The sequence below is a fragment of the Chryseobacterium sp. UYP7 genome, assembly GCF_056279225.1.
The window spans coordinates 76,978-93,394 of record NZ_JBWBQW010000006.1; the positions used below are offsets into that span (position 1 = coordinate 76,978).

A 16,417-nucleotide genomic window follows, 5' to 3' on the forward strand; every position below is an offset into this window, starting at 1 on the left:
ATAATTTTTAATTTTAGTTTTGAGGCATTCCCGGATTAAATTTTAAAACCTGCGCCGGAATTGGCAGTACCAGTTTACCTGAATTCGGTTCTGCGGTATATGTTATGGTGTTTATACCCTGAACCTGATGCACCGCAGTTTTAGCAAAAGCAGTTTCCAGATTCTCTCTTTTCTTATCGAAAAGACGCGTGTTGGTATAAATCATTTCCCGTCGTCTTTCGTTTAAACAAAAGGCGATCAATGCATTCTGACTTGCGAAATCTGCATCGGTTAGCGCAACGTTATCCAGAATTCTTTTGTCACGCAAGGTGTTAAGCAGATTAATTGCAACTCCGCTGTTGCCAAGTCGGGCCTCAGCTTCTGCCAATGTCACGTACATTTCTCCGATAGAAACCGAAGTTGTTCCTTTGAAACTGTAATCATTAGAACCCATTTGAAATCGGTAACCTACAACCTCACCATCAACGAGCACCGGATTTTTCTTAAACTGTTCAGTTAATCTAATATCACTGCCATCTGCAGGGAACAAAGCCACCGCATCATCACTTAAAAAACCATTTCCAGGTTGTGACATAAAATGTACGGCATACTGCTCATTAGCTTTCATGGAAAGTGTTGAATTTGAAAATCCCGGATCTGTATAATCAACAAGAGTAGAGTTTTCAAGCAAAGCTTTTTCGGCAGCTGTCTTAGCCTTTTCGAAATCACTTTTATAAATATACGTTCTTGCCAAAAGTGCGTAACCAGCACCCATTGTTGGTAAAGCCTGGATAGAAGCTGTTTCAGGCAGATCTTGTATTGCTATGTTTAAATCTTCAAGAATTTGAGAGTATACTGAACCAACTGTTCCGCGGGAAGGTAATGTCTGCGTAACATCAGCTTTTAAAACCAATGGCACTCCGAGATCTGTTCCGGCTGAAGATTCTTTGTACTGTTTCGCAAAAGTGTTCACCAGAAATAAATATTCGTAAGCTCTGCCATAATAAGCCTGTGCTTTCACTTTTTTACGGGTAGCTTCGGTATCGCCTGCTGCTAAAGCTGCTCCATCGATCTCCTCGATAATTTTATTGAATGTGTAAATGTTTCTGTACGCATTATTCCAGGCAGAGCAAGCTACTGTTTGATCCGAATACCGGAAAGGACTCCAGGAATACAGTGCAAAATTCAGATTCAAATTATTATTTACATTTCCGATTTCTCCAGCAGAGAAGAAGAAATTATCATTACTTAAGTGCAATAACTGCTCATTCGCAGTAACATTGGGACCGGAATCGCCACCGATCAGCAACAGTTCGTAATCTGCAACTGTAGAAGGAATGATATAGCCTTTCGGCACCACATCTAAATAATCGCGGCAGGAAAAAAGCAAAAGAGCGCCTACCAGCATTAACATATATTTTTTCATTTTCTTAAATTTATTTTGATTAAAAGCTAACATTAAGTCCAAGGCTAACCGTTTTCGGTGTTTTGTAATATCTGAAACCTAAACCGTGCGCTTCAGGATCGATCCCTTCTTTATTTTTCGTCCATAAATAAAGGTTATTGGCTCTAAGGTTCAATGTAAATTCACTAAAGCCAAAGTTTTTACTCATTTGCTGTGGAATGGTATAACTCAAAATCACATCCCGAAGTCTGATAAAATCTCCGTCGATAATATTTTTTGTGGAATATTTCACATAGGAATAAGGACTTGTACTGTTGATTCTTGGTATATTGGTAGTCAGTTCATCGCCAGGATTTTGCCACGCTTGAGCCGCATCACTGTTCACCAATGAAATCTCATCCATCAAAGATTCGCCATTATAACTGTCTTTTAATAAAGAGAAACCGCCCTGGTAAATAAACATGAATGAAAGTCCGAATCCTTTGTAGTAGAAATTATTATTGATAGATGACGTGTATTTCGGTAAAGTTGTTCCACCGGAAACCAAATCAGCTTGCGAAAATTTAACACTGAAAGAATCATTATTCACCTGAACAAGTGAACCGTCATTTTTTCTGATCAAACCGTAACCTTCAGCATCTAATCCTGCATAATCAAGAACTAAAATTGAATTCGGTTCAAATCCTTCAATATTTTGAACTCTTCCTAAAATCTGATTTACAGAGGATTGATCGCTATAAGATTCTGTTACTTTCCCTTTATTGTAACGGAAATTCATCTGCGTATCCCAACGGAAATCATCTTTATCGATATTTCGGGAGGTGAATGAAGCTTCGTACCCATTATTAATGATCGATGCACTGTTTTTAATTAAAGTTGGCGCACCCAAAGTAGGATCAGAAGCAATGATAGAAAGCAGATCGTGAGAATCTTTTTTATAATAATCTAAATTTAAATTGACGCGTTTTTTAAAGAAAGAAACATCTGCACCAAGATTCAAAATATTCGTACGTTCCCATCTTAGATCGGCAACTTTATAATTTTCTATAGACAGTCCGGCGTTGTAATCGGTGACATAACCCTGAACAATTCGACCCACATCGTATGGACCGTATTTATTGGCGATATTACCATTAACTCCGTAAGAAGCCCGTAAATCCAGGACTCTTTCATTATTACCCAAGAAATCCTCTGCTCCGGCACGCCATTTTGCAGCAGCTGACCAGAAAGGTTTAAAACGGTATTGAGGATCGGTTCCGAAGAAATTCGACTGATCAATTCTCGCACTTCCGGTAAGGATATATTTATTTTTGAAGGAATAATTAATGTTTGAATACATAGAAACAAATCGGTCATCAATATCCGTTAATTCATCAAAAAAGTTCACCCCTTCCAGAAAACCACCTGGATTATAAACATCAAACAAAAGTGAATTTGTAAATAATTTATCTGCCTGTACAAAAGTGTTGCTGTTTCTGTTATAACCAAATAAATCTGTAACAGAACCAACAGTGTGGTTTCGCTGAACCTCGCCACCTATGATTGCGTTAACAAAATGATCGCCAAATTTTTTGTCGTAATCGGCCTGAAATCTTAATAGATAATTTGTGTAATCGGTTTTGTTTTCGATCTTTCTACCTCCTAATGGAATTAAATTTTTTCGAACACCACCCGTCGTTTCAAAAAGAGAAGTGGTGTTGTTAAGGAATGAAAACATTTCGTTGGAATCGCCATCTGCAATTCTTTGATTGTCGACACTGCTTTTTGTAAACTGACCGCCAAATTTCAAATTAATATCCGAAGTCAATTTATAGGTAAACATTCCCTGAACTCTGGAGATCCAGCTGTCGGTCGTATTGGAATATTTATTAAAGTCATTTACAGGATAAAAAGTTTCGTCGTAAAGACCCAGTTCTTTTAATCTCTGAATTTCGTAAGGTTCTTTACCACCGTAACTGTTGGTATAATCGTAATTTAATGGTTTGTAAACTGATAAAGCCTCTCCGTTTGGTCCATAAAATTTCTGGTAAGAACTTATTTTAAAGACATTGCTTAAATCGCTCGGATTATCACTATAGAAATCGATCGGCGTTGTTTCGTCATTTCTTAAGGTAAAATTCGTCTGCAACTCCAGTTTTAATTTTGGAGTTAATTTGGCTTCCATTACGAAATCAAAAATTCCTTTATTATTTTCGGTGCCTTTAATATTTCCGTATTCTTTGGTATAATTTAAAGAGGTTCTGTATTTGAACTGATCACTCCCGCCAGATGCAGAAATATTATGCTGAGAAATCATCGGAGTTTGAAGATAAAGTCTTCGCATATCCTCCGTATTATCATAACCACGAAGCATATTTAATTTAGAATCCAACTGTTCCTGCGTAATTCTTCCCTGCTGAAAATCTGCGTGTAACAAGTAAACCTCATTCTTAGAATAAGAAAATAAATTACCGTAAAAGCTATACGGATCCTGAGCATCACTCTGATAATCGTAAAGTAAACCGCCAGAATCAATGATCGATTTAGGATAAACGCTTTGAATATCAACCAATTGAGAAGAATTTACACGGTTCATCGCATAATCTAAATCAACCTTTTGACTCATAGAATAATTGGTGGTGTAACGGAAAACCGTTTCTCCTTTCCTTCCTTTTTTCGTGGTGATAACAATTACCCCATTACTGGATTTTGCACCGTAAATTGAGGCAGAAGCGGCATCTTTTAACAAGGTGATCGTTTCAATTTCATAAGGATTTAAACTGTTGATATCGCCATCATATTGAAATCCATCAACAACGATCAAAGGTTTTGTATTTCCTGAAAGTGTGGCAACTCCACGAAGATTAAATAGTTTAGAACCTGGATTTGAAGGATCTGCGTACACCAAAAGTGCCGGCGTAAGACCTTCTAACGAACTCACAATATCGCTGTTTCCCCTTCTCTGGAAATTTTCCATATTCACATTGGTGAAAGAAGCTGCAGCTTTATTTGGATCAACGATCTGGTAACCTGTGATCAACACGGCATCAATAATGGCTTCGTTTGTGGAATCTGAAACTAGTGGTTCTAAAGTAAAATTTAAAGTATTGCTTTGAACGGTCACTTTTTCGGAAAGCGGTCCTCTTGTAATTTGAAGAATATCGCCCAGTTTAGCAGCAATCGTAAAATTTCCATTCTCATCTGCAACTGCGGTAGCGGTTCTGTTCAGATTGCTAATTTGTGCATTTGCAGCGGTAATATTTCCGGGTTCAGAAATTTTTCCCGAAACCTGCATTTCTGCAATTTCGCTTACAATGATCTGCTTACCAACGACCGTAAATTTTAAACCAGTTTTCCGCGTTAATTCTGTAAGATAAGTTTGAATGTTATCATCCTGATTTTCAAGATTGATCTTAGTATCAGTATTAAGGAGTTCTTTCTTATAAAAAATATTGTAACCTGTTTTCTGTTCGATGGTTTTAAAAGCATTTTCAATCGTCATGGTCCGCTCGGAGCCGGAAACCTGCGCCTGAGAAAGCCCAAAGATTAAAAAACTGGCGGCAATACCCAAACGCACGTTGGGAAAGCCTTTGATACAAAGTTTGTTTTTCTTCATGATATACTTGGTAAGTTTTGGTTTAATTTTTAGAAATAAGAATAAGTTTCGTCCCGTCTTTCCGGATCTTGCAATTCAACAGAATTTCGAGACTGTTCGTGATCTGATCCAGATTTTCGATCTTATAAGTTCCGGAAAAGTGAAAATTTTCAACTTCTACCCTATTTCTGATGATTTGTAATCCGTACACCCGTTCGATCTTACTTAATACTTCGTCGGTTGTATTATTTTCGAAAGCGATCTCCTTATTCAGCCAGTCCATATCCTGATTGGGTTTTGCAGCTTCTATCACCGGAGTTTTAATTTCTGAACTGAAACTGATTTTTTGTCCCGGTGTTAAAATTTTATGAGCCGGAATTTTTGTACCGCTCACTTCAATTTTACCTTCTACAAGATTTACAAAAGCCTGATCTTCGTTTTTGTAAGACGAAATATTAAATTTAGTTCCCAATACTTTGGTCGTAAACTGATCTGTAATTACATAAAAGGGATTTGCTTTATCTTTTGCAACTTCAAAGAAAGCCTGTCCTTTTAAATCTACTTTTCTCGAATGATCTTTAATAAAATCCGAATTGAAACTGATCTGTGTTCCCGCGTTCAATAAAATTTCAGTTCCGTCTGTTAAAAGAACTTTTAAATTTTTACCGTTCGGGACGTTAATGATCAAATTATTGGAGCTTGTGTTTTTAAGCAAACGAAGCGTTCCGTTCTCTAAACTTGCAAGCTGCACATCATCATTATTCGTCAGAAATTTTTGCGGCGCAAGATTTTCAAAAACTTTATAATCACCATTCACCGCGATGCTGATAAATTCCGAACTTGGCGACGTCTTGTCTGGAGAATTAAACTTCCAAATAGTTCCAACTGCTAACAAAAGAATAAAGATGGCTGCGATCTTTAATAAGGTTGGGTTAAACAACTTAATGTCTTTTCTTCGCGTTTCCGATTTGTAATTTGGTTCTGCGATATAAAGATAATTCGCTTTCGCATAGGCTTTAAATTCCCTTTTGTTTGCAGGCTCTTTCAGCCATTCATCGAGTTTTTGTTTGTCGCTCTCAGAAATTTCACCGGAGAAATAATCGGTAATAATTTTAAAAATTTCAGGATTTTCGCTCATAAGAAGTACATTTGCTTATTGGTATGATGCATAACATTTATCAATCCCCTAGTCATTTTGCAATTTTTTTAATTTTTTTTTAAAATTTTCCTATTTTGTTTGGCATAGTAGACGACAAAAAGCTATTTGACGCGATAAAGAACAATTCCGAGACTGCATTCAAAGTGGTCTACGAAGAGTATTTTTTTAAGCTCACTCAATTTGTAGCCAGAATGTCGCATGATAAAGATCTTGCGGAAGAAATTGTGCAGCGTACTATGGTGAAAGTTTGGGAACAGCGGGATAAAATTGTTTTAACTACTTCTTTAAAAGCCTACTTATATAAGGTTTCCTACAACGAGTATTTAATGTATTTGCGGCAAAAAAGCAAATTCCCAAATATCGAAAATACGGTGATCGAGGCCATTGATGAGATCGAGGATGAACAGGACAATCAGATCTTATTAGAAAAAATCCGACAGGAAATTGATAAACTCCCCCCAAAATGCCGTGAAGTTTTTATCCTCAGTAAAGTGAAAGGAATGAAATATAAAGAAATCGCAGAGGAACTCAATATCTCCACCAAAACAATCGAAGTTCACATGACAAAAGCTCTGAAATCGATTCGTCAAGCGCTAAAACAATAAAACCCCAAATCAGATCTGGGGTTTTAAATTTTTTGATGAAAAGTTATCTTTAAAAGTGAACAGTCTTAATTTCTTCTCCCAATTCCTGCGGAGTTTCATCTTTATCATTTTTGATGAGAAACATGGTCACTGCAGCAGCGATCAGCATACAAACTCCACCGACTACCACATAATCGATTGCCATTTTCCCGAAAACGTTAGAAACGATCATCCCACCGAAAAGGCCATTCACAATTTGTGGGATCACAATAAAGAAATTAAAAATTCCCATATAAACGCCCATTTTTCTTTGAGGAATTACGTCGATCAACATTGCATAAGGCATTGCCAAAATACTCGCCCAAGCAAAACCGAGTCCGATCATGGAGATCCAGAGCATATTAATATCTTTAATAAAAAACATAGAAATCAGACCTAAACCTCCACACAAAAGTGCTAAAGCATGCGTCTGCTTTTTACCAATATACGTTGCGATCGGCGTTAACAGAAAAGCGAAAGGAATTGCCCAAAAATTATACATCCCGAAAAGTTTCCCCGTTAAATCACCTGCTTTATTGAAAGCTTCTGAGTGCGTATCTTCGGGAGAAAGTCCAAAATGATGTGTTGCTAAAGCACTTGTTGTAAAAACCCACATCGTGAATAAGGCAAACCAGGAAAAGAATTGTACAACTCCTAATTTTTTCATTTTAGAAGGAATCTTCGCAAAATCGGCAAAAATATCGGAGAATTTAGAATGTTCCAGAGGTGCTTCATCATCTGAGAAATCTGCAAATTCCTGGGGAGAATATTCTCTGGTCGTAAAAATGGTGTAGAGAATGGAGAGGATCAAAATTCCCGCACCGACGTAAAATGAAAAGATCACATTGTCTGCAACAAAACCTTCTGGCGCCACATTTGAAATCCCGAAATTCGTAAGCATACTCGGCAGATAAGATCCAATTACCGCTCCGATTCCGATCAAAATGGTTTGTATGGAAAAGCCTAAGGTTCCCTGATGTTTCGGTAACATATCACCGACTAAAGCGCGAAAAGGTTCCATGGCGATATTAACAGAACCATCCATCATTGCCATAAAAATGACTGCTAACATTAATGCATTTCCTGCAAGAAAATGAGACATTGATGGTGCATTCGGAAGTAAGACTAAACCGATCGCACACAAAACTGCACCGATGAGAAAATAAGGTTTTCTTCTGCCGAGCGGACTCCAGGTGTTATCACCAAGATGGCCAATAATTGGCTGAATAATGAGACCCATAATTGGTGCGACCAACCAAAAGAGAGAAAGGTTTTCAACGTTTGCCCCAAGATTCGCAAAAATTCTACTTGCATTCCCGTTTTGCAAACCGAAAGCCAGTTGGATTCCGAGAAAACCCATACTCATATTGATGATCTGCGGAATGGAGAGATTTGGTTTTATTTTTTTAGCCATTTTTTTGAATGTTGGATGTTGGATGTTGGGTGATGGATGATGGATGTTGGATGTTGGATGTTGGATGTTGGATGAAAATTATTTCTTTAAATCAGAAGTTATTGCATCTTCGATGGGTGTTTTTATTTTGATAATTTCTTTGTTGACCTCATTTGGAATGGTCATGGAGAGAACGTATTGCTTAATTTTCCACTGGTTTCCAATTTTTTCCAGAACGCCACTTCCGCGACAGAGTTTCATTTGAGTATCGAGTAATTCGTCAAACCAGGCATATTTTCCGTCGGCGCTGAAAGAGATGTTTCTTTTTAAAGAAGTGAAAGTCCAGGCTTTTCCCTTATCAAAATGTGGTTTAGAATAATCCATGAATTCTTTTTTGTTCCAGACTTCATTGGCATCGGTTCCTATGAAAGTAGATTCTTCCGCGTAAAGATTAAAGTAATTTTTAAAATCTGCAGTTGAAGCATATAAATTCAGATCATCTAAAACTTTGTTGACATTTTTTTTCTGTACATTTTCATAAAAACCTTTTTTCTGCGAGAAAAGGGAATTGGAGAAAAGTAAAAGAAAGGTGATTACGGCGAATACTGTATTTTTTTTCATTGGTATTTTGTTATTAAAGATGCTTCGACAAGCTCAGCATGACACCGCTAAAACTACGAGAATAATTTTCAACTGTGTCAGTTTGAGCCTGTCGAAACCTACTTCCCTTATGGAAAATAATTATTAATTATTTTAAATTATTGAAGTTCTAAAATTAGTGAAGATTTTCCTGAAACGGTGATTTTATTTTGGATAGAAATCGGAATTTCTTTACCGGATATTACGTCTTTTCCTTTGGAAACTCCCTGCAAAGATTCAGCGAATCGGCTTAAATCAAAAGTCTGGTCTTTTTCATTGTTATTGATGATGACCATTACTTTTTCATTCGGTAAATCGCCATTTTGACTGGACAAGTCGCGACTTGTCCCTACTTTATCAATATATCTGAAATAGACATAAACCTTTTCTTTCGGCATGTAATGTTTCGTCTTTCCGTTACGAATAACTTCTTTCCCTTTTCGCCATGTCAGTAATCTCTGTGTGAAATCGTGAAATTCTTTCTGTCCCAAAGTCTGCGTTTCCGGGTTAAAGGCATTTTGAGCATCGCCTTTCCAACCACCGGGAAAATCTCTGCGGATATCTGCGTCGCCCCCTTTATTTTTATCGCCCTGCATTCCGATTTCGGAGCCGTAATACAATTGAGGAATTCCACGAACGGTTGCGATTAAAGTCATTGCCATTTTATAATACCGAACATCCCCTTTAAAAATCTCATTGAATCTTTCGGTATCGTGATTTTCAAAAAAGACGAGAATATTATTAATATCCGGATACAGGAAATCATTGCTAAAGGAATTATAGATCTTGATCATTCCTTTGTCCCAGGTTTCTTCCTCTTTCAAAGCGTTTGGCAACTCAGTAAACAAAGTGAAATCCATTACAGAGGGAAGATTAGAATTATAATTTTCGATGGCTGAAATCTTAGAATCTTTTTGCCAGTAAGAAATATGAGCCGGATTATACATCCAGGCTTCACCGACAATATTGAACTTTGGATATTCATCTGTAATCGCTTTTGCCCATTTTGCCATGGCAACTTTGTCATTGTACGGATAAGTATCAACGCGCAAACCACCGAGTTCTGCATATTCGATCCACCAGATTGCATTCTGCGTTAAATATTTTAAAACCAAAGGATTGCTTTGATTAAGATCGGGCATCGTCGTATCGAACCAACCGTTTAAAGCTTCTTTTTTATCGACTTCTGAAACATTGGTATCGAACTGCGAAGTCGTTCTGTAGTTTGATCTTTTAAAACCATATTTTCCTTCGCCATCTTTGAATTGATGAATCCAGTCTTTAGTGGGTAAATCCTGAATCATCCAGTGTGAAATTCCCCAGTGATTGGTGACATAATCCTGAATCAGCATCATTCCACGCTTTTGAAGGTCTCGGGAAAGTTCTAAATATTCTTCGTTGGTTCCGTAACGGCCATCAATTTTGTATAAATCTGTTTGGGCGTAACCATGATAAGAAGTTTGCTTTTCGTTGTCTTCGTTTGCTGGAGTCAACCAAAGTGCCGTAACTCCTAAATTCTGGAGATAATCTAAATGATTAATGATCCCGCGTAAATCGCCGCCGTGTCTTCCGCTCGGTAAATTACGGTTTGCTTTTTCGGTGAGGTTAGGTTGAGAATCATTGGAAGAATCGCCGTTTGCAAATCGATCAGGCATTATTAAATACATGACATCTTTTGAAGAGAATGAATTTCGATTGGCAGAATCTGGATTTCTATTTTTAAGTTCGTAAGCGTAAGAATCGGCAGTTTTCTTTCCGTTTTTAAAATTGATTTTAAAGGAAGGTTTCTGAACTTCATCGGTGTTAATGGTGATGAAAACATAGTTTGGATTTTCAGTTTTCGTAAGCTCTTTTATCTTGATATTGTCGGAAAGTTCAACCTGATATTTTGAAATGTCTTTTCCGTAAACCAGTATTTGGAGTTCGGGATTTTTCATTCCGTGCCACCAGAAAGCGGGTTCTACTTTTTGGATTTGAGCGAAAGAAAGCGCCACCAATAAAAGAAAGAGAAATGTAAAATATTTTTTCATAATAAGTTAGGAATCCTTACCGGTTTTCGAAACCTGTAAGGATTATTTTTTTAAATGAATTTTTGATGAAATGAAATAAATTCCTCTTTACCCGAAAAATACTGCATCATCATTTCACGATTAATTTTGCTGAATTTCTGGTCATCAATATATGATTGGTCTGAAGAATACTTCCATTCTTCGAAGGCGACATTTGAAAAACTCTCAGTTGGTATTTGATGAATTTTTCTAAAAATATTTTTCAAAAGTTCAACATCATCAATTTTTTCCCGCTTGATATAATCGATAAACAGCGCCCCTTTTCTTCCGTACATTTTATTATACGCTTTCGAATATGAATTGAGTAAATTACTAATCGGTTGCATCAGGGTTTTATGAATTTTATCTTCTGAAATTTCTATATTTTCCAATTTTAAATTCTTAAATATTTCATCTTGCGAGCGAAATGAAATTAAAAAACTGAATCTTTTTGGAACCAAACAATAAGCGTGAATTTCTAAAATAGGCAATAAATATTTTCTAACTTTACTCAAGAAAAAGTTGAAGTTATTATCATTTCTAAAAACATTTTCATTTCCACTTACCCTTGTGTACAAATGATAAATTTGTTCAAATTCAAAATTTTCATAAGGTGGTTCATTCGTTTTCATGATTCAATTATTTATAAACCTCATAGGTTTTAAAAACCTATGAGGTTTCCTAATATTCATTCCATCTCTTATTTTATCTAAAATTTCTTTTCCACTATCGGATCACTTTTACGGAAATCGCGTAACCACCGCTTCTGGCTAACTTCATTGGGAGTTTGGATTTGCTGGTAACAGTTTTCTTATAGATCTTGTAAGACTGCGGATTGTTGATATAATCGGCATCGTCGCCATCTGCATAAACGGTTGCTTCGTACTTTTTACCTTTTGGAAGGAAAGAAAAATCTACGGTGTAAGTTCTGGCATTTTCATCCGTGATTCCACCCACGAACCATTCGTCCTTTCCTTTTGTTTTACGCGCGGTGTGAATGTAATCTCCAGGTTCGGCCGACAAAATTTTAGTATCGTCCCAATCTAAAGCAACGTCCTTGATGAACTGAAAAGCGTCCATATGTTTAGCGTAATTTTCCGGTAGATCGGCTGCCATTTGAAGCGGCGAATACATCACCACATACAACGCCAACTGTTTCGCCAACGTGGTTTTCACAAATCTGGTATCGCCAGGAAAATAATAATCGAATTTGGTCTGGAAAATTCCCGGTGTGTAATCCATCGGTCCGCCCATAAATCGGGTAAACGGTAAAATGGTTTGATGATCAGGATTATTTCCACCGAATGCTTCGAACTCTGTTCCACGTGCCGCTTCTGCAGCGATCCAGTTTGGATAAGTTCTGCTTAAACCCGTTGGACGAACCGATTCATGAGAGTTGACCATGATCTTGTAATCGTTGGCTTTCTCTGCAATTCTTAAATAGTGATTGATCATCCACTGGGAATAATGATGTTCGCCGCGCGGAATAATATTTCCGACATAACCCGTTTTTACAGATTCGTAATCATATTTATTCATGAGTTTAAAGGCGTCATCTGCCCATCTTTCGTAGTTGGTTGCGGAACCCGAAGTTTCATGATGCATCATTAATTTCAAATTTTTTGAATGCGCATAATCGTTCAGCATTTTGATATCGAAATCTGGATAAGGCGTGATAAAATCGAAGACGAATTCTTTGCTGTGGCCGAACCAATCTTCCCAACCGGTATTCCAGCCTTCGATCAATAAAGCATCGAAACCGTTTGCTGAAGCGAAATCGATGTATTCTTTTACTTTCGTATTGTTGGCGGCGTGTTTTCCATTCGGTGTTAATTTAGAAAAATCTGTTTTCCCGATATGGACATTATTCGCAGTTGAATACGCCCACTGGGATTTTCCGATGATCATCTCCCACCAAACGCCCATGTATTTTGTGGGATGAATGTAGGAAGTGTCTTTGTATTGCGTCGGTTCGTTCAGATTAAAAATCATTTTAGAAGCCAGAACTTCTTCGGCTTTTGGAGAAACGATAATAGTTCGCCACGGAGAAACTGCGGGAGTTTGCATATATCCTTTTGCGCCTTGTCCGTCGGGAGTTAAATGGGTTTTAAATTTGAAGTTAGTTGCATCCAATTCCAGATTTGCGGCTGCATAATTGATCACGGCAGCTTCTGAAATATTCATGTATAACTGATCTTTGCCTTCTTTTTTTAACATTAAAGGCATTTGCACCGCATTTTTGATTGGAGTCTGAGAGGCGTTTCCATCGTAAGAAGTTGGCCACTTTGCAGGAACTTCGGACAAGTTAGAAGTTTGGGTTTGATATTCTTCGGTATCATAATCTCCGGCGAGCCACCAAGCTTTCATATCGGTTGGCAAATCGATCTCGGAATCTTCTTCTTTAATGACGAAATAATTCAGATTTTTTTGCTCGGGTAATTCATATCTGAAACCTAAACCATCGTCGAACAAACGGAATTTTACCACGATATGCCGTTGGCTCGCAGCTTGATCTAAAGTAACTGCCAGTTCATTATAATGATTGATGTAGGATTTTTTCTCGCCCATGATCGGATCCCAGCTTTCATTTTTGGAATCAAATTTTTCACTGGTTTTCGTAAATCCATTGTCCAGATCTTTTCCTTTTTGATCTTTACCTTCGATCTCGGAAGCAAACTGGATATCGCCATCTTTAAGCAATCGCAATCCTAATTTTGAATCTTCGACAACGGTCTTTCCTTCATATTTTAAATTATAATAAGGCACGCCGGATTTTAATTGAAAGTTCATTTCGAATTTTCCGTCGGGGGATTTTAAAGTTTGTGCGTTGAGTGCGAAACTTCCCATCAAAAGGAAAAGCGCAGATATTTTGAAATTCTTCATAATGATTTTTTCGAATTATTAAATTTAAAGAAAATAGCAGTACTGACCAAGGATTTCAGCGGTGTTTATTCTCAAAAAAACAAAAAAAACTGCTGCTAAAAGCAACAGTTTCATTATTATTTTATACTTGATTACTGAGGAGTAAGGGTATAAGTTCCCATTTTAACGTTGGCTGTAATTTTATACATATTACCGCCACCACTAAACTGGATATTATTGTTGTCGCCATTAGGACCTAAAAATCCTGTGTTTCCTGCACTGTGGATATTTCCCCATTCCAAACCTGACCAGTCCTGCTGACCCAAAAATTTGAATTCAGCACCATCAGGAATTGCGATATTGTACTCATACAATCCATCATTGACCTGAGTCATTTTAATTGCTGTACCTGCATTCCAGCCCTGTAGTGAACCTACCAGATAAACATCTGTCGGTAAAGTTGGCGACGATGACGGAGTTACAGTAATGTCACGGGAATTTTGATCGATGGTAATTTTATACATTCCGGAGTTTCCTGTAAATTTCATATTTTCAGATCCTGAAGGAACCAAATTGCTGGACCACGTATTGAAAAATTTGTAGTCTGATTTAATTCCATCACTGTTTAAACTGTAATTAATTGGATTCCAATCCTGTTGACCCAGGAATCGGAACTCACCATCATTCAGCAAATAAGTATAGATCTCGGAAATTTCGTTATTGTTATGTAAAAGCTGCGCATTTGGAGCATCCCAACCTACAGAAGTTCCGCCACCAACTAAGTAGAAGTTGACAAACGCCGGTTGATATGGAGTTACAGAAAATGTAGTCAGTTTTGATACTTTTGTAATGGTACCTCCCGTAGATGCTGTAGTAGCAGTAACTCTAACATCCACATCCGAAGCAACACCAACGGGAAATCTTAATTTAAGAACTGCATCATTTAGAACGAAATTCGTCCAGCTTAATGATTTAGTATTTAAAGTAGTACCTGCAGTTTTAAAATCAGTTGAACCTTTGGCTGCGATTTCAACGGTGTAGTTAACATCAACACCATAAGCATAATCAGTCCATGTAACGGTAGTTGCAACCACTGTTGGATTTGCAGCATCTAAAACAATCGCTTGTCCTGCTGTTGGACTAGTGATAACAGGTACTGCCGATGGATAAGGAGTTACTGTGAAAGATATGGCATTAGAAACTGCCGTTCCATTTTCAACTCTCACAAAAGCCTTTTGCGCAGAATAAGGATTTAAACCTGCCTGCAGCATTGCCATGTTAAGACTTCCGATCGTCGTTTTAAGCGTATTGGCTGTAGAAGTTCCGATCTCTGCTTTGGCTGCAAAATCTTCGGTAGCAGAAACTACTACAGAATAATTACCGGCACCTTCAACCTTATCCCACGTAAGAATAAAGGGATTTGCCTCCATTGTCGGATATAACGTGGTGGCACCTAATGTGGTGTCATATAATTTAAACGACGCTTCCGGATTGGTCCAGTTTCTATCTGCGTCATCTCTGCATGCCTGCACTAAAAGCAATGGCAAAATTAGCAGCCCTATAATTTTAAATATATTTTTCATTTTATTTTTATTAATGATTAAAAGATCATAATGATTATTTAACAGGAATTATCGTGTAAGCACCTGTTGCATCATTGAAATAAACATCATAAATCCATTCGGACGCTAAAGGAATATTCCCAGCACCTTTGGTTGCAGTTCCGAAATATTCAGAACTTCCGCCCCAATTATCATCCCAGGCATTGTTTGCTCTAAATTTAAATTCACCTGCCGATAATGCAGCTCCAGAAACATACCACAAATGGGCATCAAAAGCAGATTGCGTTAACTGTCTGTCGGTAACAAAATCATCTCCGTTTACAGTACCAATTATTGACATACTGGTGTAAACAGCTGTAGGTGCAGCAACCGGAACCAAAGTATAGGTAAGCGCTGCGGTATCAACAGTAAATTTGTAATAACCGTCTGCCGGAACTGAAAAATTACCTGAACCGCCATCCGTACTCAACTGGCCTTCTGTGGCTCCTTTTCCAAATTGCGCATCCCAAGATCCTTTTACTTTTATAATTTTGAAACCTGCAGTTTCAGTACCACTTTTTTCTTTAAAAAACCCGGTGAAAGTATATTGATTTGGGTTACCTGTTTTTAACACGGGTACCAATGTCATATTATCGGCGTTGTTATCCCAGTTTCCTACTGCTGCATTTCCGATGATGAATAAATCCTGGAAATCGTAAGTTGGGCTTGCTGCATATGGAGTTATGCTTAGGCTCGTTATGTTCGAAACTGCAGGTAAATCTGCTGCACCAATGTAAGATGTTACTCTAAAATACATGTTTTGTGCAATATTAGGCGTTAATCCTATTCTTTTTGCAGCTTCATTTAGTTGCCTCGTCGTAAAAGATACATTTCTTTGTGATTCTGTAACAACGCTCATCTGCGAAGGTGCAGTAAATGCTGCGTCTGCGGAGATTTCAACGTTATAACTTACTGCTACAGGAACGGAGTATTGCGCTGCAGTCCATGTTACGGTTAAAGCTGGATTATCTGGAAAATTCTGATCCAGAAATAAATTCTCGGCAGAAAGGTCCATCACCATCGGGGCGCCGGTACTGTTCACCGTTACTAACTCTCTGTCGCTACAGGCAATTAAACCGATTATAGCGATAAAAGCAAAAATTATTTTATTTAAAATATTTGTTTTCATTTGTT

11 protein-coding genes are annotated in these 16,417 nt (G+C 37.5%); 1 reads left to right on the plus strand and 10 read right to left on the minus strand.

Annotated elements, in window-relative coordinates; all coding sequences use genetic code 11:
• Positions 1 to 13: 13 nt before the first annotated feature.
• Genes ACZ9HT_RS12765 through ACZ9HT_RS12775 form a run of 3 tightly spaced genes read right to left on the minus strand, consistent with a single transcriptional unit; the run spans position 14 to position 6,096 of the window.
• Positions 14 to 1,405 carry a RagB/SusD family nutrient uptake outer membrane protein gene (locus ACZ9HT_RS12765; RefSeq protein ID WP_476040873.1) on the minus strand — a complete coding sequence of 464 codons (1,392 nt, stop codon included), beginning with the start codon at positions 1,403 to 1,405 and terminating at the stop codon, positions 14 to 16.
• Between the two features lie 19 nt (positions 1,406 to 1,424).
• Positions 1,425 to 4,979, minus strand: coding sequence for a SusC/RagA family TonB-linked outer membrane protein (locus tag ACZ9HT_RS12770; protein ID WP_476040874.1), 3,555 nt, complete (start codon positions 4,977 to 4,979; stop codon positions 1,425 to 1,427).
• Between the two features lie 22 nt (positions 4,980 to 5,001).
• On the minus strand, positions 5,002 to 6,096 hold the full coding sequence (locus ACZ9HT_RS12775; protein ID WP_476040875.1) for a FecR family protein: 1,095 nt from the start codon (positions 6,094 to 6,096) through the stop codon (positions 5,002 to 5,004).
• A 95-nt stretch (positions 6,097 to 6,191) separates the two neighbouring features.
• On the opposite strand from ACZ9HT_RS12775, the gene ACZ9HT_RS12780 reads away from it, so the two are divergent.
• Complete coding sequence (locus ACZ9HT_RS12780) at positions 6,192 to 6,722, plus strand: RNA polymerase sigma factor (protein ID WP_476040876.1); 531 nt, start codon at positions 6,192 to 6,194, stop codon at positions 6,720 to 6,722.
• A gap of 49 nt (positions 6,723 to 6,771) precedes the next feature.
• On the opposite strand, the gene ACZ9HT_RS12785 is transcribed toward ACZ9HT_RS12780, so the two are convergent.
• The 7 genes from ACZ9HT_RS12785 to ACZ9HT_RS12815 form a co-directional block, all read right to left on the minus strand.
• Positions 6,772 to 8,154 carry an MFS transporter gene (locus ACZ9HT_RS12785; protein ID WP_476040877.1) on the minus strand — a complete coding sequence of 461 codons (1,383 nt, stop codon included), beginning with the start codon at positions 8,152 to 8,154 and terminating at the stop codon, positions 6,772 to 6,774.
• Positions 8,155 to 8,232: 78 nt separating this feature from the next.
• Positions 8,233 to 8,754, minus strand: coding sequence for a nuclear transport factor 2 family protein (locus ACZ9HT_RS12790; RefSeq protein WP_476040878.1), 522 nt, complete (start codon positions 8,752 to 8,754; stop codon positions 8,233 to 8,235).
• A gap of 137 nt (positions 8,755 to 8,891) precedes the next feature.
• Positions 8,892 to 10,802 (minus strand): glycoside hydrolase family 13 protein, encoded by a 1,911-nt coding sequence (locus ACZ9HT_RS12795; RefSeq protein ID WP_476040879.1) that lies wholly within the window; start codon positions 10,800 to 10,802, stop codon positions 8,892 to 8,894.
• A 50-nt stretch (positions 10,803 to 10,852) separates the two neighbouring features.
• A complete protein-coding gene (locus tag ACZ9HT_RS12800) occupies positions 10,853 to 11,452 on the minus strand; it encodes a transposase (protein ID WP_476040880.1) in 600 nt (199 codons plus the stop codon).
• A 94-nt stretch (positions 11,453 to 11,546) separates the two neighbouring features.
• Positions 11,547 to 13,703, minus strand: a complete 2,157-nt coding sequence (locus tag ACZ9HT_RS12805) for a glycoside hydrolase family 97 protein (protein ID WP_476040881.1) — start codon at positions 13,701 to 13,703, stop codon at positions 11,547 to 11,549.
• Positions 13,704 to 13,834: 131 nt separating this feature from the next.
• Positions 13,835 to 15,265, minus strand: a complete 1,431-nt coding sequence (locus ACZ9HT_RS12810; RefSeq protein ID WP_476040882.1) for a SusE domain-containing protein — start codon at positions 15,263 to 15,265, stop codon at positions 13,835 to 13,837.
• 34 nt (positions 15,266 to 15,299) lie between these two features.
• Positions 15,300 to 16,412 carry a SusE domain-containing protein gene (locus ACZ9HT_RS12815; RefSeq protein WP_476040883.1) on the minus strand — a complete coding sequence of 371 codons (1,113 nt, stop codon included), beginning with the start codon at positions 16,410 to 16,412 and terminating at the stop codon, positions 15,300 to 15,302.
• Positions 16,413 to 16,417 lie beyond the last annotated feature (5 nt).

Excerpts from the sequence above, each read along its gene's own strand:
- ACZ9HT_RS12765 (WP_476040873.1), bottom strand. The coding sequence starts at position 1,405 with ATGAAAAAATATATGTTAATGCTGGTAGGCGCTCTTTTGCTTTTTTCC.
- ACZ9HT_RS12770 (WP_476040874.1), bottom strand. The coding sequence starts at position 4,979 with ATGAAGAAAAACAAACTTTGTATCAAAGGCTTTCCCAACGTGCGTTTG.
- ACZ9HT_RS12775 (WP_476040875.1), bottom strand. The coding sequence starts at position 6,096 with ATGAGCGAAAATCCTGAAATTTTTAAAATTATTACCGATTATTTCTCC.
- ACZ9HT_RS12785 (WP_476040877.1), bottom strand. The coding sequence starts at position 8,154 with ATGGCTAAAAAAATAAAACCAAATCTCTCCATTCCGCAGATCATCAAT.
- ACZ9HT_RS12790 (WP_476040878.1), bottom strand. The coding sequence starts at position 8,754 with ATGAAAAAAAATACAGTATTCGCCGTAATCACCTTTCTTTTACTTTTC.
- ACZ9HT_RS12795 (WP_476040879.1), bottom strand. The coding sequence starts at position 10,802 with ATGAAAAAATATTTTACATTTCTCTTTCTTTTATTGGTGGCGCTTTCT.
- ACZ9HT_RS12800 (WP_476040880.1), bottom strand. The coding sequence starts at position 11,452 with ATGAAAACGAATGAACCACCTTATGAAAATTTTGAATTTGAACAAATT.
- ACZ9HT_RS12805 (WP_476040881.1), bottom strand. The coding sequence starts at position 13,703 with ATGAAGAATTTCAAAATATCTGCGCTTTTCCTTTTGATGGGAAGTTTC.
- ACZ9HT_RS12810 (WP_476040882.1), bottom strand. The coding sequence starts at position 15,265 with ATGAAAAATATATTTAAAATTATAGGGCTGCTAATTTTGCCATTGCTT.
- ACZ9HT_RS12815 (WP_476040883.1), bottom strand. The coding sequence starts at position 16,412 with ATGAAAACAAATATTTTAAATAAAATAATTTTTGCTTTTATCGCTATA.